Annotated in this window: 15 protein-coding genes; 5 read left to right on the top strand and 10 right to left on the bottom strand. The window is 48.9% G+C overall.

The window, feature by feature from the left end; all coding sequences use genetic code 11:
• Nucleotides 1-1029: 1029 nt before the first annotated feature.
• The 5 genes from lptC to M4J38_RS16330 are packed head-to-tail and all read right to left on the bottom strand — an operon-like array spanning nt 1030 to nt 5147.
• Nucleotides 1030-1596: an LPS export ABC transporter periplasmic protein LptC gene (gene lptC / locus M4J38_RS16350; RefSeq protein ID WP_251760851.1), complete on the bottom strand. Its 567-nt coding sequence runs from the start codon at nt 1594-1596 to the stop codon at nt 1030-1032.
• Nucleotides 1589-2896, bottom strand: coding sequence for a hypothetical protein (locus M4J38_RS16345; protein WP_251760850.1), 1308 nt, complete (start codon nt 2894-2896; stop codon nt 1589-1591). Before M4J38_RS16345 ends, lptC begins: the two co-directional genes overlap by 8 nt.
• A complete protein-coding gene (locus tag M4J38_RS16340; protein WP_251760849.1) occupies nt 2859-3596 on the bottom strand; it encodes a type III pantothenate kinase in 738 nt (245 codons plus the stop codon). The genes M4J38_RS16345 and M4J38_RS16340 overlap by 38 nt, the downstream gene beginning before the upstream one ends.
• 10 nt (nt 3597-3606) lie before the next feature.
• Entirely contained in the window at nt 3607-4260 is a 654-nt protein-coding gene (locus tag M4J38_RS16335) for an LON peptidase substrate-binding domain-containing protein (RefSeq protein WP_251760848.1), read from the bottom strand.
• Nucleotides 4261-4262: 2 nt separating this feature from the next.
• Complete coding sequence (locus tag M4J38_RS16330; protein WP_251760847.1) at nt 4263-5147, bottom strand: glycosyltransferase; 885 nt, start codon at nt 5145-5147, stop codon at nt 4263-4265.
• Nucleotides 5148-5270: 123 nt separating this feature from the next.
• On the opposite strand from M4J38_RS16330, the gene M4J38_RS16325 reads away from it, so the two are divergent.
• From M4J38_RS16325 to meaB, 3 genes are all read left to right on the top strand, one after another.
• Nucleotides 5271-6287, top strand: a complete 1017-nt coding sequence (locus M4J38_RS16325; protein ID WP_251760846.1) for a hypothetical protein — start codon at nt 5271-5273, stop codon at nt 6285-6287.
• A gap of 144 nt (nt 6288-6431) precedes the next feature.
• Nucleotides 6432-7496, top strand: a complete 1065-nt coding sequence (locus M4J38_RS16320; RefSeq protein WP_251760845.1) for a glycosyltransferase family 1 protein — start codon at nt 6432-6434, stop codon at nt 7494-7496.
• 18 nt (nt 7497-7514) lie between these two features.
• Nucleotides 7515-8432, top strand: a complete 918-nt coding sequence (gene meaB, locus M4J38_RS16315; RefSeq protein ID WP_251760844.1) for a methylmalonyl Co-A mutase-associated GTPase MeaB — start codon at nt 7515-7517, stop codon at nt 8430-8432.
• A 4-nt stretch (nt 8433-8436) separates the two neighbouring features.
• Here the strand turns inward: meaB and M4J38_RS16310 are convergent, their stop codons facing one another.
• Both M4J38_RS16310 and typA read right to left on the bottom strand, forming a co-directional pair.
• A complete protein-coding gene (locus M4J38_RS16310) occupies nt 8437-8652 on the bottom strand; it encodes a hypothetical protein (protein WP_251760843.1) in 216 nt (71 codons plus the stop codon).
• 146 nt (nt 8653-8798) lie between these two features.
• Nucleotides 8799-10607, bottom strand: coding sequence for a translational GTPase TypA (typA, locus tag M4J38_RS16305; RefSeq protein ID WP_251760842.1), 1809 nt, complete (start codon nt 10605-10607; stop codon nt 8799-8801).
• 468 nt (nt 10608-11075) lie between these two features.
• On the opposite strand from typA, the gene M4J38_RS16300 reads away from it, so the two are divergent.
• On the top strand, nt 11076-11999 hold the full coding sequence (locus M4J38_RS16300; RefSeq protein WP_251760841.1) for a diacylglycerol kinase family protein: 924 nt from the start codon (nt 11076-11078) through the stop codon (nt 11997-11999).
• A 70-nt stretch (nt 12000-12069) separates the two neighbouring features.
• Here the strand turns inward: M4J38_RS16300 and M4J38_RS16295 are convergent, their stop codons facing one another.
• The 3 genes from M4J38_RS16295 to cls form a co-directional block, all read right to left on the bottom strand.
• Nucleotides 12070-14304: a patatin-like phospholipase family protein gene (locus tag M4J38_RS16295; RefSeq protein ID WP_251760840.1), complete on the bottom strand. Its 2235-nt coding sequence runs from the start codon at nt 14302-14304 to the stop codon at nt 12070-12072.
• A gap of 83 nt (nt 14305-14387) precedes the next feature.
• On the bottom strand, nt 14388-15464 hold the full coding sequence (locus M4J38_RS16290; protein ID WP_251760839.1) for a COX15/CtaA family protein: 1077 nt from the start codon (nt 15462-15464) through the stop codon (nt 14388-14390).
• A 61-nt stretch (nt 15465-15525) separates the two neighbouring features.
• Complete coding sequence (gene cls / locus M4J38_RS16285) at nt 15526-17010, bottom strand: cardiolipin synthase (protein ID WP_251760838.1); 1485 nt, start codon at nt 17008-17010, stop codon at nt 15526-15528.
• Nucleotides 17011-17140: 130 nt separating this feature from the next.
• Here cls and gndA point away from each other — a divergent pair, with 130 nt between their 5' ends.
• Nucleotides 17141-18559: an NADP-dependent phosphogluconate dehydrogenase gene (gndA, locus tag M4J38_RS16280; RefSeq protein ID WP_251760837.1), complete on the top strand. Its 1419-nt coding sequence runs from the start codon at nt 17141-17143 to the stop codon at nt 18557-18559.
• The last annotated feature ends 7 nt before the right edge of the window (nt 18560-18566 follow it).

Raw genomic sequence — 18566 nt, 5'->3', positions numbered from 1 at the left:
TGGCGCTGTTGTTTCCAGTATTTCAAAGATCTTTATTCCTTAATAATCAATCACTTATCTCACTTTTCCACCACCCTCTTTTTCGATCGGGTTGCAAAGGTAAGCGGCTTTCTTCATTCAACCAAAATTAATTTTGAAAAATCTTCAGAACCAATTTGTTAGGTGAGTTTTTAAAACCAAAAGAGAAGAACTATTTGCTGTTTTTATCAGCGGGTTGCAAAGGTAACAATCTTTTTCAAACCACCAAATCTTTTGAGAAGATTTTTTCGTTTGTGTGTTGCCGTTGCTTTCAGAGAACTACCCGTTTTGTGTAACGGAGTGCAAAGGTAAGGGCAGATGTTATTGCTGCCAAATTCTGAGCGAAGTATTTTGAAATGTTTTTCTGAAAGTATTGCCAGTAAAGGGTTATAGCGTATATATTTTTTATGGCCATGTATGAAGCATGAACGCATTGATAAATGCATGCCGCATTTTGTTGCGAGATTGAAGCAGTTGCACTTACTGACAAATAGATATTGTGCCAGTCTAGTCGACATAGTTATTGAGCAATCGCCACGCTCATATTAATTAAGACTACTCGCAGCTTTTACAATAAATAATTGGTTGGTTAATTTTTGCTGTTGCAGCAGGTGAAAATCTTGTTTTAAAAGGAGGTGTTTACACGGGTGGAAATAGCACTTAAAAGGACGCCTAAAATGGGCTATACTTATCTTGATTCGGAAATCGGTGCCACCGACGTTGTTTTCCTATACGTTTCTCCGTTATAACACCGCACCGGAAATGGTGGTTTGCCTCATTTGAATGAAGAAAAAAACATCCTATAGGTGTTCCGATTACATTAAGCGGCCCCTACGCAAAGTACAGGAGTATAACCAGTAATATGTCCGGTTTGCGTACGATGCACGGGAAACATTCACAATAAGAATAAGAGCAAGAATGAAAAAAGGGTTGAAAATGGAACAGCCGAAGGATGAAGAAAATCAGCCGGAAGAATAACACGCGCGTTAAAGCGTAATATCAATAGGAAACCTACAACTCCGAATCCCTGAATTTAATGGTGCCTCCCCCGTTCAGGATGTTCCATTCAGTAAAATTCTGTTTGGCGTTCATGCCCATGCCATCAATGATTTCGGTTAAAGTACGGATTCGCACCTTCTTATCGGTATAAAAGGTTTCGGCTTTCTGGTCCCACCACAACTCATCACAATAGAGGGTGTCGCCTTTCAGCATATTGATCACCACCACGCTATCCCGGAGGAACACTTTCTGAATGCCCTCGTTGTATTTGCCGTAACGCGCATCGAGTTTGCTTTCGTGCACGGCGGAATCATTGTAGAAATCAACGTGCAGGCTTTTCGGGAATTCGTAATAAGGCGAGTCCACATCGTAGCGTTTCATCAGCGGGGACGTAAGCCTGGCCTGTATCTTTCCGTCCTGCGACAGGAAGCTTTCAATCTTTTCCGCCACTTCAACGGACACCACTTTATCGGTAAGCGCTTTTATTTCAGCATCCGAGTTTCCGCAGGAGACCGCAAAAAAACAGCCCGCCGAAAGGAGAGCTGCCGTAAAATATTTGTTGAGAAATGGCCTATTCATACTGGCGTTTTCTGAACCAGATATCGCTGAGGTTAAGTCCCAGGGATACCCTGAAATAGCTTTCTTTCAATGAATTGTCGTTATTCCCCCTTCTGCCGATCTCAAAGTTCGTATTGATGATGGTAAACTGGGTGGAATAGGGGCCGCGGCGAACGGGCAGGCCCATACCGAAGGTGAATCCGTAGTTGGGAATATCCCTTCCTTCCGCGATAATGTAATCGGGACCGGTATAAAATCCGGCACGGTAGTTCACCCTGCCCCAGTATTTTTTGGCTTCCAGGTTAGGCAGTATCTGCGCGCCCACGCGGAGGGTCCAGTTGTCTTGTGTGGCATCTGTCGCACCAAAATAACGGTAATTGCTCCACTGCGCCTGCTCATAGTCCACGCCCACCAGGAATTTCTCGGCCTTCTGGTAAAGCACGCCGAAACCGACTTTCATGGGGTATACCACATCTCCTTTTACTTCTTCGCTGAAATAAATGCTGTCAATGGTCTGGTCTGCACCTGTTTGCGAATAACTGAACGTTTCGTTCCTGGTGGAACGTTTGGCGCTGAGGTTCTGTTCCAGGTTGCCGTAGGCGCCGAGGCGCAGCCAGTTCTTCTCTGCCAGCTTGATGGAATATTGAACACCGGCATCAATGAAAGGACTGCCGATATTGGTTTGTGTGGAGAATTTGGATTGATAATAGAACACGGAATCATTTACGGGCGTGGTTCTCGTGGTATATTCCTTTCTGCCGAAGAAGTATCCGAAGTTGACACCCACACTGAAGTTCTTGATGGCCACCCCTGTTCCGGCAAAAGCCTGGTAGGTGCCGCCCGAACCTTCATACAGGGAGCGGATGCTGTCCACGCCTTCGATCCTGCTGTTCCTTTCAATTTTGTAATTGATTCTGGAGATGGGCCTCAAACCCAGGTTCAGCCCCCACTTACCGGCTTTTAGCGGCACACCTATGTTCAGGTAGTTCACCAGCATGTTGGCGGCGCTGAATTTATCGGTCTGATTGGTATTCCGTAATGTTCTGCTTTCTATATCCAAACCAATATCAAAAGTGGTAAGAAGTGAGAATTTAGCGTAAGAGGCCGGGTTCACCGTGTTGATGGATTGCCCGTCGAAATAAGCTGCCGATATCCCTCCCATGGCCCTGTTCACCACGTTTTGTGAGGGTACCAGGTTTCCCAGTCCATACCTTGAATAAGGTGAATTTTCCTGGGCAACGGCCGGTCCGGCTGTCAGCAGCAGTAAAGCGAGGGCGGTTCCGTTATTTTTCCTGTTGAAAATTGTGCTCACAAATCGCATACAATCCTTTATATATTAGTTGAGGGTCTGCAAATATCTTATTTTTCAGATGCCGTGCAAAAAAGGGTGTATCACCCCCGGTTAAAAGCACGTTAAAGTTCCTGTATTTTTCAGCGTATAAATCGATGAAACCGTCGATTTCACGGGCCATTCCGAAGAGTACCCCACTCAGAATATTTGTTTTTGTATCATACCCGGTTAGGGGGAAATCCCAGTTCTTTTCGATCAAAGGGAGCTTGGCGGTCTGCTCCTTGAGCGACCGGAAGCGCATTTCCATGCCGGGAGAAATTCCGCCACCCATGAATGCCCCGTACTTGTTGATGAAGTTGTAGGTGATGCAGGTTCCGAGCCCCACCACCAGTGTATTTGTCCCGGGAAACAGGTGAACGGCGGCACTCATCATGGCGAGGCGGTCTGCGCCGATGGTTTCAGGTTTTCCCACGGGCGTACTGAAGTTCAGTTTGCTGAGGTGGCTGAGTTTATGGAACCAGCTCTGTGCCGCAAGCAAGGTTTCCAACTCGGGATGGTGGTGCACCACCGAAGAAAGAATGGTGCGGGCGGGCCGCCATTTGTCGAGTAATGCTTTTATGGTAGCGGGGTGGTCATCTTCCGGAAAGACTTCTTCCGTAAATATTCCATCGGTGAATACCGCTACTTTTTTCCGGGTGTTCCCGAAGTCGAAACACAGGGTTACAACCATGTCAGGCGTATTATTTGTCGGCTTTCCATTCAAAATCGAGTCCTTCGAGGTTGCGGAAATGCCCGTTGAGTTTGATCTTTTCTTTCAGCAACTCCATCTGGGAAAGGAAGGGCACCACCTTGTTCAGGTGCCTTTTAAGGTATTCCAGCCGCTGGTCTTCGCGCAGCAAGGTAAGCAATTCATATTCTTCGTTCAGCGAAAGCGCCACATGGTGGGCCACATCGTAGCTGCTCAGTTCTTCATCTTTCTTTTTAAAAGACTTCGATACATTCAGCAACTTATGCAGTTCCCGTATAACGGGCAGGATACGTGGCATGAGTTGCGGCGGGGCGGAAAATACGTTGGCGGGGTAATCCACGATCGCGGCTTCGTAAAGCTTTTCGGGCACCTCTCTGATCACTTCGAGGATACGGAAAACATCTTCGCCACGGGTGGTGATGTCCAATTCGCCATTATCGTATTCTTTGACGATCTCCGTCACAAATACCCTGGTACCGTATTCTTCCAGTTTATGATCGATCACGGTGGGGATGCCGAAAGGCTTCTTTTCCTGCACGCATTCACGGATCAATTGTTTGTAGCGGGGTTCAAAAATGTGGAGGTTCAACTGTTCGCCGGGATATACTACGATGTTGAGCGGGAATATGGGAATGAAATTGATCAAAGTTATTTTTTTAGCAGAATATAGTTTTTGTACTCTCCTATGCGGATACCGAGAAAATCCTCGATGGGTTGAAGGTATTTATCTTTTTTCTTTTCCCAATACGCTTTTGCAGGATCGAATTCAAAATGCCAGTTCATATTTTCGACCAGGTCTTTCATAACAGCGGGATGCTCTCCTGTAAATTTTTCCAACCGGTCCACTTTCTGGTAGTCAAATTCTTTTTCTTTATTCTCTACATTCCAATGTATCAGGAAGTTGTCTCTTTTTTTGTTCATCAGTGGCGCCGGGCGCACCGCGTTGTAATGATACACCGGGGCGTCAATTTTTTTTACGTGGAGTTTTTTGCCTTTTTCTCCTGCGTTGTAGGTGTCGGCGCTCCTGTATATTCTGAAGCCTTGGGAATCACTGTACGCGCGTATATATTTATTGTTTCTGAATACGCGGATCTCATGTTTATGCACCTTTCTTGAGGTTCTGATATAATCATACGTTCCCCAGAAATGAAGAAAAGGCTGTATGAAACCATCCACTTTTTCGTTGTGTTCATTATCCTGGATAGCTTGGAGCAGAAGGGGAAGATCCTTTTCATGCATCACTTCATCCGCCTGAATATGGATTGCCCATTCGCCTGTTATGGCATCCAGCGCGGCGTTGGATTGCTGGGCGAACACCTTCCCCCCCTTTCGGAGCTGCATGTCCCAAACAGTGTCCACGATTTTTATTTTCTGCGGATCAATCGCTTCAACCGCTTCACGTGTTCCATCGTGGGAATCTCCAACAGCCACCACCACTTCATCACATATCGGAAGGATGGAACGAATAGACTCGATGAATGGGTAACCCAGTTCTAATCCATTCCGTACATAAGTAAATCCTGAAATTCGCATATCGTATAACGTGGCAATTTTTTTAAGATCATTGGCCGGTGATCGTTAACTGAAGTGTTCTTCATTCAAAATTAATTTCATTGTTTGGAAGATGATACATACTTTTAAAAAAACCTTATTATTATGAAAATGAGACGCACAGCCGCTCTGGCTATTGGTGTATTGTTTGCACTTTCCTCCTGTCAAAAATCAAGTTCCGTAATTTCCGAAGAGATCAATACACAAGACGTTCCCATTGCTGTTGACCAGGGAAGGCTGGTCTTTAAGAATGTAACCACATTTAATAAAGCGCTTACCGCCCTGAATAAAGGAGGATCTCTTGAGGGTATTCCAGGAAAAGAAACTGGTTTTCAGTCACTTAATGCCGCATTGGAAGCTTTTAATCTGCAGGATGATGCGCAAGACAAGCAGCTTGAAGCACTGGCGGATTTTCATTTTACCCCCGGTCAGCTCTACCTCTTAAACAGCAAAGGGGAAATACAGATTGGTAATGAAATCATCTGGTACCAGAACAACATGAAATATTACATTTCCGCTGAAAAGCAAAATGAACTGGCTTATTTCAAAGCAAATCCCGACAAAGTGGAGAAAAAGTTCAAGGCCGGCAGTAAAGTATTGCCGGTTTACGAGAATGGCTCCGGGGAAATAGCCGCGGATTATTTTAATATGGGATTCAACGCCGGTGATGCCCGCCACCAATATGAGTTTGTTCAACAAACGCCTATTGTTGGAAACAGGAAATATGTACACGAAGTCATTTCTTTCTTTGAAGGTTACTCTGACAGCTTCTTTTACTATTGGGCCACATATCTTACATTGAGAATTAAACTCGAATGGAAGGGCAAAAAGTGGAGACCCGCTTCTGAACTTCGCAATATTTCAACCAACCTCGCGGGCACCGCCACCGTAAATGTTCCAGGACAGGGCGCCTACTTCGCCGGACCGAATATCAGTTTTAATACTGCGGTTCAGGCCAACAGTGACTATGTGCTGCTTTTAGGACAATTCAACGGTAGCGGTACCCTGGGTACCGCCTACTGGACGCTCAACCTGTACGGTTCCATTACGCATCATATTGCGGGTGATGTGAGCCAGAACCAATGGACAAATGCAGGAACAGCGCAAGCGCCATTGTGGTAACAATTTTACAGGTGGACAAAAGAGCCGGCCCCATACCAGGTCGGCTCTTTTTTATTTAGAAATCATTGATGAAACGGGTACGTGTTGGTTTATGCCCCTAAATTGCAGTGCGCAAATAGGAACATCTCCCACCCAACCAAAAGTATGAAGCGGATATTAATCGACCTCGAAAAGCTGAAAGACCCTTATGTAGGACTGGGAGAAGTGTCTTTGCGTTATGCTACAGCCCTTGCTGCTAAAGCGCCTTTTTTAAAAGAAGAAGGAATAATACTCTGTGCCCTGGTGCCGCCATCCTTTGTTGGCTATTGGGGAAATGCGTTCACTTATTTCAAAACAGGTTTTCGTTCCCGGTATTTCCCTGGCACAATGCCTGTTTTCGATGTATGGCATTCCCTGCACCAAACCACAGGGTATGATCCCGCCTGTTCCGCCAGGAAAGTTTTACTTACCATCCACGACCTGAACCTGCTCTATGAAAAAACAGGTTGGAAAGCCGAAAAATACAGGCGTAAAATCCAGAAAAAAACCCATCGCGCATCCGTTATTTCCACGATTTCGGCTTTCTCCGCTGAAGAAATAAGGCAACACCTGGACCTTAACGGAAAAGAAGTTCATGTGATCAGGAACGGTGTGGCCAATCCGCTTGAACAGCCATCGCACGCGCCAAAACAATTACCGCCCGAAGATTTTCTTTTTCACATCTCCAGCCTTACCGCTAAGAAGAATACACACACGCTGGTCGAAATGATGCGCATCCTGCCGGAAAAAACATTGGTCATCGCCGGAAACTGGCAAACGGCTTATGCGCAACAGATGACGAAAAGAATTGAAGTGCTGGATTTGAAGAACATCATACGCCTGCACCAACCATCTGCTGAAGAAAAAAACTGGTTGTACAGTCACTGCGCCGCTTTTCTTTTCCCTTCCCTGTTCGAAGGGTTCGGACTCCCGGTTATTGAAGCTTTTTATGCGGGAAAGCCCGTTTTTTCTTCTCCCCTCACCAGTTTGCGGGAAATAGGTGGCAATCAGGCCGTGTTTTGGGAAAACTTCGATCCCGAATATATGGCAATGACGATAAGAAATGCGCCTGACTTCAACCAATCTGATGCGGCAGTTCTGGCACGAAAAAACTACGCGTCTCAATTTAATTGGGAAAAAGCATCGGAAGAATACATTTCTTTGTACAAAGCAATGCTGGAAGAAAAATAAAGAAGAGTCGGATACGTCATGAAGGCAGCAACAGTTACCATACAGTATATACAGGATATTCAGCAGGGCAATATCCGCGCGCTCTCCCGGGCCATCTCCTTCATCGAAAATGAAGCGCCCGGTTACGAGTCCCTGCTCTCCGCGCTTCCACAAAACAATTCCACCCGAATTATCGGCATCACCGGGCCTCCAGGCGCAGGAAAAAGTACGCTCACGGATGCGCTTACCGAATCGCTTCTGAAACTGGATAAAAAAATCGCCATCCTTTGCATCGATCCGTCATCTCCCTTCAGTAAAGGCGCGGTATTGGGCGACCGGATCAGAATGGGAAGGTGGTACGATGAACCAAAAGTGTACATCAGGTCCCTCGCCACCCGCGGCTGGCTCGGCGGACTTCACCCCAAAGTGCTGGAAATAACCGAACTGCTTAAGTTCGCTGCATACGATTATATTCTCGTGGAAACCGTAGGCGTAGGGCAAAGTGAAGTGGAAATCGCAGGACTCGCAGACCTCACCCTCGTGGTGCTAGTTCCCGAAGCCGGCGACGATATCCAGACCATGAAAGCAGGGCTCATGGAAATCGCCGATATTTTCGTGGTCAATAAAGCCGATCGTCCCGAAGCCAACCGCTTCGTGAAGAACCTGCAGCAGCACCTGTACCCATCCCTCAAACATACGGCGGAACACAAGCCCATCTTCAAAACCGTCGCCAGCACGCAGGAAGGAATAGCCGAATTGTCCACGGCAATTCAGGCGTATTTCGCCCAATCCTTTTCCCTGGAGGACCGCGCGGGATTACTCACCGAAAAAGCATGGCAACTCATTCAGCAGAAAAGAATGAAAAACATGAGCCGTTCCGTATTACGCGAAGAGATCACACAACTATTGGAGAAAGGAACTTTTAACCTGTACAAACTGGTAGAAGAAAAAGTATAAGGTGTTAACGGTTGCTCTGGTACCAGCGGTAACCAATGTAACCCATAATGGCCAGCGGTGTAAGCATCAGGTAGATGATGCCGGAGTTCATGCCTTTCGCGGGCTTCTCCCCCATTTGCTGGGCGGTTTTGGTACAGATGGAACATTGGGCGGAAGCCCTGTTCCCCCAAAAACCTGCCGTAAGCAGGCAGATGCCCAACACCAGTACACCTCTTTTCATGACAAACGAATTTCTGCAAAAATACAGCAATCGGCGGCGCGAAGCGCGCCAGGCCCGTTCAGTACCATTAAAACCCTGAAAAGTAAAAGGCCGCCCCAAAAGAGGCGGCCGTTGAACATTTACGAGAGAAATATCGTGAAAGGAAGTTAGGCTTCCGCTTTCATTGATTTCTGCTGCCTCAGCCGCTCGTTCTCATCCAGGTGGATCTTACGCATCCGGATGAAGTTGGGCGTAACCTCGATGCACTCGTCCTGTTGAATGTATTCCATACATTCTTCCAGCGTCATCAGGGTTTTGGGGGCAATATTGGTAGCCGCGTCGCTTCCGCTCGCGCGCATGTTGGTCAGTTTTTTTCCTTCGATCGCGTTCACCACTAGGTCGCCCGGTTTAATGTGTTCGGCGATGATCTGTCCGGCGTACACTTCTTCCCCCGGATCCACGAAGAAAGTACCGCGGTCGTTCAGTTTATCGATGGAGTAGCCTGTGGTGGTGCCGGTTTGTTTGGCCAGCAACACGCCGTTGCTTCTTCCGGGAATCACCCCTTTCCAAGGCTTGTATTCGGTAAAACGGTGTGCCATTACGGCTTCGCCGGTGGTGGCAGTCAGCATTTGCGTACGCAAACCGATCAGTCCGCGGGAGGGGATCTCAAATTCCAGGTGTTGCATTTCACCTTTGGTTTCCATCACCAGCATCTCCCCTTTACGGCGGGTAACCAGGTCGATTACCTTTGAAGCGAATTCCTGCGGCACGTCCACCACCAGGTTTTCGTAGGGTTCCATTTTTTTACCGTCGATGTGCTTCACGATTACCTGGGGCTGACCCACGGTAAGTTCGTAGCCTTCGCGGCGCATGGTTTCTATCAGTACGCCCAGGTGCAGGATACCACGGCCATATACCAGGAAGGTATCGCCGCTGTCGGTGTCCACCACGCGGAGGGCGAGGTTCTTTTCTGTTTCTTTAATCAGCCTGTCGCGGAGGTGGCGGCTGGTAACGAATTTACCGTCGCGTCCGAAGAAAGGCGAGTTGTTGATGGAGAAAGTCATGTTCATGGTAGGCTCATCCACGCTGATTACTGGCAGCGCTTCAGGCGTTTCAGCATCGGCGATGGTGTCACCAATGTTGAAATCTTCCAGTCCAACCACGGCGCAAAGGTCACCCGCGATTACTTCAGTGGCCCTTTTCTTGCCCATGCCTTCAAACACGTACAGTTCCTTTACGCGTTGTTTTTTGATGGTACCGTCGGCCTGCATCAATGCGATGGGCTGGCCTTCTTTCACGCTGCCGCGGGTTACTTTCCCGATGGCGATACGGCCAAGGAAGGAAGAGTAATCCAGTGAAGTGATCTGCAACTGGAGCGGACCTTCATTCACTTTGGGCGCGGGTACATATTTCAGGATACCGTCCAGCAAGGGATCAATACCTTCAATTTCAGTAAGGGAGTCGTTGAACCAGTTGTTCTTGCCACTTCCGTAAAAAGTGGGGAAGTTCAGTTGTTCTTCGGTAGCGTCGAGGTTGAAGAACAGTTCAAAAACAGCGTCGTGCACTTCATCGGGACGGCAGTTGGGCTTGTCCACTTTGTTGATTACCACGAGTGGCTTCAGGTTCAGTTGAAGCGCTTTCTGCAATACGAAACGGGTTTGGGGCATGGGGCCCTCGAACGCGTCTACCAGCAGAATCACGCCATCGGCCATTTTGAGTACCCTTTCCACCTCACCGCCAAAGTCGGCGTGGCCCGGGGTATCAATAACGTTGATTTTCACGTCTTTGTATTTAACGGCGGCGTTCTTACTGAAGATGGTGATCCCTCTTTCACGCTCCAGGTCGTTGTTATCCATGATCAACTCTCCGGTGTCTTGGTTATCACGGAAAACCTTGGTGGCGTGTAAAATGCGGTCAACCAGTGTAGTTTTACCGTGGTCAACGTGTGCAATGATGGCGATGTTTCTGATGTCCATAAAGTGACTAAAGCTAAAAATTTAAGGGTGCAAAGGTACGGTAAATAGCGGGAACGGGCTATTTTAATTGGTTATGCCATTGTTATGTGTGGCGGCCGCGGCATAATACGTTCGTTTTTAAGGTATTGGTTATTTTGGCCGTGTCCCTTCGGGCCGTGCTATCCGCTGCAAGTCCTCCCGCTTCGCCTGCGGCTTGCGGTGCGGGCTTTCCGCTGCTATCCCTCACGGGAATTTCACGCAAAGGGCGCAAAGGAGCAAAGACGCAAAGTTTGAAAGGCTGAGTGGCTTAAGGCATTTTAAAATGGATGCAACCAGTTCTTCATTCAGCCTATCCGAAACATATCAAGGCCTTGCGCCTTTGCTCCTTTGCGCCCTTTGCGTGAAACGAAGCAGTCCGTGGTTAGGCACAAGCAATTGCGTGAAACGAAGCAAAAAGCAATTCCGTGAAACCTCCTAACTTGCACCACCATGCGGCACCTCCTTTTCCTCATCAACCCTATTGCGGGAACGAAAAACAAAACCTCCCTCCCCGAGGAAATCGCGGGTTTCTGCACAAAAAACAAACTTTCCTTCCGTATAGAACATACCAACCGAGAAGGTGAATACGCATACCTCGCCAACATCATCCATACCGAAAAAATCACCGATGTCATCATCGCCGGAGGAGATGGCACCATCAACCAGGTCGTGGGTGCCCTCAGGAACAGCCCGGTAAATTTTGGGATCATCCCCTTTGGTTCGGGGAACGGACTGGCTTTTTCAGCCGGTATTCCCACCGATATTCAAAAGGCACTGCAAATCATTCTATCGGGAAACGCCCTGCCTACCGACGCGTTCACCATCAACAACACATTCGCCTGCATGCTCAGCGGCATCGGCTTTGATGCAGAAGTGGCGCACGCTTTCGCGCAGCAGAAAACCCGCGGACTTCTTACCTACACCATGGAAACCCTGAAACATTTCATGGCGGCAAAAGCCTATCCCTTCCTCATTACCGCCGACGGGCAGTCCATCGAAACCGAAGCATTCTTCATTTCCATCGCCAACAGCAACCAGTTCGGAAATCAGTTCACCATCGCCCCCAAAGCCAGTTTACACGACGGATTACTGGATATAGTAGTGGTAAAAAAGATGAACAAACTCCTCCTTCCCTTCACCGTTTTCAGCCAGGTGACCGGCCAGAACGAAATGAAACGCGTGGAGCAACTGGAGGATGCCGATCATATCCTGTATTTTCAGGCAAAGCAACTTTCCATTCAAAATACAGGCGCAGCCATGCTGCACATAGATGGGGATCCGGCAGCAACAGCCGGGAACTTCAACATTGAAATATTGGAACAGGCGTTTTATTTGCTGGTTCCGGCAGCAGCGGGCGCCCGGGAAAAAGCCTGATCGGCAGCCACCCGGAATCCAGGGTTGGACACCAATGTGTTGTTGTACTTCATTGTGTACTTCTGATATGCTACTGCTTTGCCTGCATCAATTCGTATACGGAGGAGAAGGATTTTGAATTGAAAGGATTATCCAACGCATCGGCGATATCCTGTTTTTCGCGCCGGGTAAGGTGGAAATTCAGCGCCGCCCCATTGTCTTGCTGACGGGGCACATACTGGAAAGATATTTTCTGCAATTTGCCGGGTACAATGGTTTGCGCGTAACTGAGCTGGTCGTTCTGGTAATAATCCTGGAGTTTATGCCAGTTGTGCTGGATCAGTAATACCGGCTTCGTGAGCAGTTCGCTGATATCCGTGGCCACATAAGGATGTTCCCACCCACCCGTTTGCCGGTCGCGGATGGAGATCATGACCACGCCTGCCGTATTTTCATTGATCCAGTCCCGGAAATGGCGGATAAAACGCAGGGTTGTTTCCTGGCCGAAATTATCCCGCAATCCCGCGTCCATCACATCTATCACCGGGGTGGTAGGCAACCACACGTTGGGCAGCACATAAGGGAAGGTGGCGTTCATGCGCATGGCCGTGAGTATGCGTAAACCCTGGGGATCGTGGTGCTTCAGTAAGGCACCGAAATCCACCGCATCCGGATCAGACTGGCGGATGCGTGCGGTGTCCATATCGGGCACCATCATAAAGCTCACGGGTTGCGTGCTGGCCACCATTTTTTTACCGTCGCGGGTGATTACCGAATTGAACATCATCAATGGAATCCGGGCCTCGCTTTCTTCAACCCTGTAATCGCCGAGGGTTTTGTTGAGGTAGCCACGGGTATTCTCACCCAAACGTTGTTCAAGGGCGTAGGCACGGTCCTTCACATAAGCCTGACCATTCACTTTGAATCTTTGCGTGGGCGATACCAGGTCGCGTGCCACGAAAGAAGAGAAAATTGAATTCAGCAAATCCTTTGAAATATCATCCACATAACGGTGATCGTGCAGGTTGATGGAAGAATCGGTCTGGCTCCTCCGGTAAAGCTCTCTGAAATACGTGGCCCCCAGCATACCACCCGAGGCGCCGGAAATCAGGAAGGTCTGGTGCATCAGTTGTCCGTTGGTGATGCTGTCCAGCCGCTGCAACACATTCATGGTAAACGTGGCGCTCCGGTTTCCGCCGCCACTTACGTTAATCAGGTACATCACCGGTTTCTCCGAATGCTGCCTGGCTTTCCAGGCGTTGAGGATCCGGATCATATTCTGTTTGTCGGCCTCCATTTTCTGCGGTGTACACAACGCCATCAGCGCCTCGCGGTTGTATGGCGCACGTTCTGTTTTCGTGTATACTATTCCGTAAGCCTTGTTCCGGGTATCAATAATATTGTTCGTGTAAAGGGTATTCAGCAGTAAATAGATCAACACCACAACAGGGATGCTCCAGCTCTGCAGGAACAGTGAAAAAGCGCCGCTTACGGCGATCAAAATTGAAAAGAAGAGGGCAATACTGGCGCCTGCGGGAAGTTGAAAAACGGGCTGGTCAAGCAGGAAGCCGATGATCAGCAGAAAGATGAAGGCAATAAAGATGGAAAACACCGCCGCCACGTGGTGCTGTTTGAATACATTTTCAATGAAGCCCGAACTGTAATGCGATACGTTCCGTGTTTTGCGCGGGTGAATCGGGCCGGCCATGTACCAGTCCACTTTCACCAGACTTTTCTCCTCGCCCCCGTTCCGGTGTTTGCCATAGGTGGATAGAAATTTGATGGGGTTGCTCATAACCGGCGCCATCCGTTTCATAATGGTTCTGTCGGCGCCAAAGAAATACAGCAACGAAATAGCCAGCAGCAATACCAGCCCCGCTACAAAACCGCCCACCAGCGCGAACACTTCAAATCCCGGCATCAGTTCACGGTTCAGATTATAACGGATGGCGCTCACCAGGTAAAACACCAGGAACACCATGGGAATAACACTGTTGTTAAGGCAGTATTTGAGGAAAGGCTGCGTGGTGGTGGCAAGAAAGCGGAACTGTCGTGAATGCAGAATGAATGTGGTGATGTTCCAACTCATGATGAAGATACCGATGGATATTCCGACAAAAGAAGCGCTGACGGGACTTACATTATCCAGGTACTCCGGGGCCAGGAACAGGGAGTCCGCGCCGAAAGCATGCATGAAATCTCCGTTCACCGTACTGAAAAGTATTACCCAGAATAGCAGCAGCACCTGGTATTTCCTGAAATGAAGAAAAACCAGTTGCACGGGAAAGGAATATAAAAAATTCTTCAGGCCCTGGGGTACTTTCATATGGATTGTATCTCCCGACAAGATACAATAATAGGTGTAAGGTGAAAGGGTTTCACCTACAAATTAAAAGGTAAAATTATGGTTTACAGGTTCCTGGATGGTGTTCGCAGCAGGAAAAGCAGGCGCAGCAAACTTCCCAGCAACAACATGCCTACCACCTGGTGCAATTGCGCCATCCATTCAAATACGCCCCACTGGTTAGGGATAATTTTTGTGCTGGTGAGTACGGCAAATATGCCCAGCAACACCTGTAAAAAAGTGAGCAACAACGGCCATTTGGCCCAGCGCTTAAAGGTGGTCGTTACCGATGGTGTTCTAAAAGCTTTCACCGTAAACAGCACCACCATCACCAGCAATATATAGGCGAGCCCACGGTGCACGAAATGCACCGTCAGCTTGTTCTCAATAAAATTCAGCAACCAGGGTGTTTCCCTGAACAATGCTTCGGGAATCCATTCTCCATTGATAGTGGGCCAGGTGGCGGCGGAAGTGGCGGCTTTATGACCCGCCATCAAAGCGCCATACATCAGTTGCGGCACCAGTATAATCACCAGCCAGATGATCCGTTTTTTTAACACGGGCTGCACTGTTTTTTCACCAGGCTTTACGGTCAGTTGAAGGTAGAACCAGTAGGCGTAAGCAATCAGACCCAGGGCAAAAATAAAATGCAACGCCAGCCTGGTGGGTTTAACATAAACGGCATCACCGGTTAATCCGCTGGCCACCATGATCCAGCCCACGGCACCCTGCAATGCACCGAGCAGGAAAAGTACCAGCAACGGTCGCTGCATTTCCGGCTTCAGTTTCTTTTTAGCCACCAGGTATACGAATCCGATCACGAACACCACACCGATGAGCCTGGCCCAGAAGCGGTGGAACCATTCCCAGAAGAAAATGAATTTAAAATCGCCCAGGGTGAAATCCGCGTTCAGGATCCGGTACTGGGGGGTGGCCTGGTATTTCTCAAATTCCACCAGCCAGCCCTGTTCGTTCAACGGGGGAAGGGCGCCGGTAACCACGTTCCATTCTGTAATGGACAGCCCCGACCCGGTAAGGCGCGTGATGCCGCCCAGTATCACCTGTACAATAAGCATGAATATGCCGATCAGTATCCAGTTCGATACCGCTGTTCCGCGGGATCCGTTCAAATTGCTGTCCATAATGCTGCAAAATTAGGACGCGTTACAAATTGAAAGTGGAACGGAACATGCTTTGTATGGACTACAACAAAGGTGAGAACAACCGGCAGATGGAGTCGGCCAGTTTCACCCGGCGCGGACGCGCCTTCCAGTTCTGGAGGAATACCTGCTCGCAGGAGAGGAGGTCGTTCTCGAAAACGGACACCAGTTCGGCACCCAGCTTCCTGCTGTACAATACCGCGTTTACTTCAAAGTTCAGGTCGAAACTCCGGATGTCCATATTTGAAGAGCCCACCATACACAACCTTCCGTCACAAACCATAGTTTTGGCGTGGACGAACCCTTTCTGGTACAGGTAAATCTGCACACCAGCCTCCAGCAGTTCTTCGTAATAAGAACGTGCGGCGGCGTTCACCACGCGGGAGTCGGAAACACCCGGCACGATGAGTTTAACTTCCACCCCGCTGAAAGCCGCTTTTTTCAACGCGTTCAGGATACTTTCGTTCGGAATAAAATAAGGTGTGGTAATACAGATGGATTCCTGCGCATTGCTGATGGCCGCGAAATAAGAAAGCATCACGGTGGCACGGTCCGAATCTGGTCCGCTGTACACGATCTGGGTGAGTTCTTCTGAAACAACGCAGGTATCGGGGAAAAATTCGTGGGTAACCCCAAGTTCCTCGTCGGCGCAGAAGTTCCAGTTCACCAGGAAAAGCGCCTGCATCATTTTAACGGCATCCCCTTTGATCATGAGGTGCGTGTCGCGCCAGAAAAGTTCATTGCCCGGCCTGGAGTTATCGTAGCGGTCGGAGATGTTGATGCCGCCTACAAAACCGGTTTCCCCATCCACAATAATGATCTTCCGGTGGTTCCGGTAATTGTGGCGGTTAGAAAGCACCGGAATATAAATTTTATAGAACGGGAGCGCTTCCACACCCGCTTCGTGGAGTGAACGGAGGAACTTCCCGCTGAGACTGCTGCCAAAATCGTCGTAGATCAGGCGCACTTTCACGCCTTCGCGGGCCTTTTGTTTCAGGATAGCGCAGATTTCTTCCGCTACGGCACTCTCTTCAAAAATGTAATACTCCAGGTGAATGTGGTGCCTGGCTTCTTTCAACGCCGCCATCACCGCCGGAAACTTCTCTTCCCCGTTCACCAGTAATTTCACTTCATTATATACAGTAAGTGTTACACGGCTTTCGCGCAGCAACATCCGCACCAGCGGGGCATTGTGGGCAATTTCTTCCTGGTAGGCCGCCAAAGCTTCCCGTGTAAGGCGCACCAGGTAAGCATTGTACTTCTCCATCGTTCTTTCATCCCTGATCAGCTTGCGTTTGTACAGCTTCCGCTTGCGGTAATTCTCTCCGAAAACAAAATAAATGAGTACGCCCAGGTAGGGCAGCACGAACAGCAACAGCAAATACCCCAGTGTTTTACTGGGATTTCTGTTTTCTGAAATAATCAATATCGCCACGATGGCGCTCAGTATGTAGGAAATACCCAGCAGAATCGTGGCCCAGCCCATATCGGTCAGCCAGTCAATCAACAGTAAGGGAAATGAAAACATAACCGTAAGTTAGGGCGAGAACCCGTTCATTCGCCACTATATTACATAAAACTTACAATACAGGCAGTAAAAGCGGAAAGCCGTTTCATTCCAAATCACCTAAATTTGTCTCCCAATACAAAACAAAACTATGAGCGCACAAAAGTATCAGTTTGCCATGATTGGCATTGGCGTAATGGGAAAGAACTTCCTGTACAATATGGCCGATAATGGTTTCGCGGTTCTCGGATTCAACAAGAGCGCGGAAAAAACAGGGGTGATGGAAGCTGAAGCCACACCCGGAACAAAGGTGAAAGGCGTGAACACATTGGAAGAAATGGTGGAATTGCTGGAAGTTCCCCGTAAGGTAATGCTGCTGGTGCCCGCAGGACAACCCGTGGACGATGTGATTGAATCGCTGATCCCGCTGCTTTCTCCCGGAGACATTATTATAGACGGAGGCAACTCCCATTTTACCGATACCGTTCGCCGCAACGCATACCTTAAAGGGAAAAACCTGCACTTCCTGGGCATGGGTGTTTCCGGCGGTGAACAAGGCGCACGCCGTGGACCGAGTATTATGCCCGGTGGCGACAGAGAAGCTTACAACTTCGCGAAACCCATGCTGGAAGCCGTGGCCGCCAAAGTAAACGGCGTTCCCTGCGTAGCACACCTCGGAAATGGCGCTGCCGGTCACTATGTGAAAATGGTGCACAACGGCATCGAATACGCCATCATGCAGCTCATCACGGAATGTTATGACCTTCTCCACCGCGGTGCAGGCCTTACCAACGAAGAACTGCACGAAGTATTCAAAGCATGGAACGATGGCGACCTCCAATCTTTCCTCATTGAGATCACCCGCGATATCTTCCTGCAGAAAGATGATGTGACCAATAACCATCTCGTGGACATGATCCTCGATAAGGCCGGCGCTAAAGGAACCGGTAAATGGACCTCACAGGATGCCCTGGAACTCGGCTCCCCGATCCCGATGATCGACGGTGCCGTTGCAATGAGAAATATCTCTTCCCAAAAAAGCCTGCGCGTGGAAGCCGCCAAACTGTACAACGCTGAACCGGCAAAGCTTTCCGTTGACAAAACCGCTTTCATCCAGGAAGTACACGACGCTTTGTTCCTCGGTGTAATGATCAGCTATGCACAAGGTCTTGCCATGCTACAGGTAGCCTCCACCGATCATGATATGCAGATCCCGATGAAGGAAGTGGTGAACGTATGGAAAGGCGGCTGTATCATCCGCTCCCTGCTGCTCCAGGATTTCGATAAGGCTTTTGAAAAGAATCCTTCCCTCAGCAATATCCTCCTCGACGAGGCCATTGCCGGTATGCTGAAAGATAAGATCGCCAACACCCGCAAAGTGGCTTCCGCAGCCGTGCTCAACGGATACGCCGCCACCTGCCTGTGCAGCGCCCTGAATTATTTCGACGCGTTCACCAGTGCGCAACTGCCCACCAACCTGCTGCAGGCGCAACGTGATTTCTTCGGCGCACATACGTACGAAAGAATTGATCAGCCAGGTAAATTCCACACGAGCTGGACCACTATCTAATCCCAAC

The organism is Parasegetibacter sp. NRK P23 (assembly GCF_023721715.1).
Lineage (GTDB): Bacteria > Bacteroidota > Bacteroidia > Chitinophagales > Chitinophagaceae > Parasegetibacter.
This window is presented reverse-complemented; position numbering and strand designations above follow the sequence as displayed.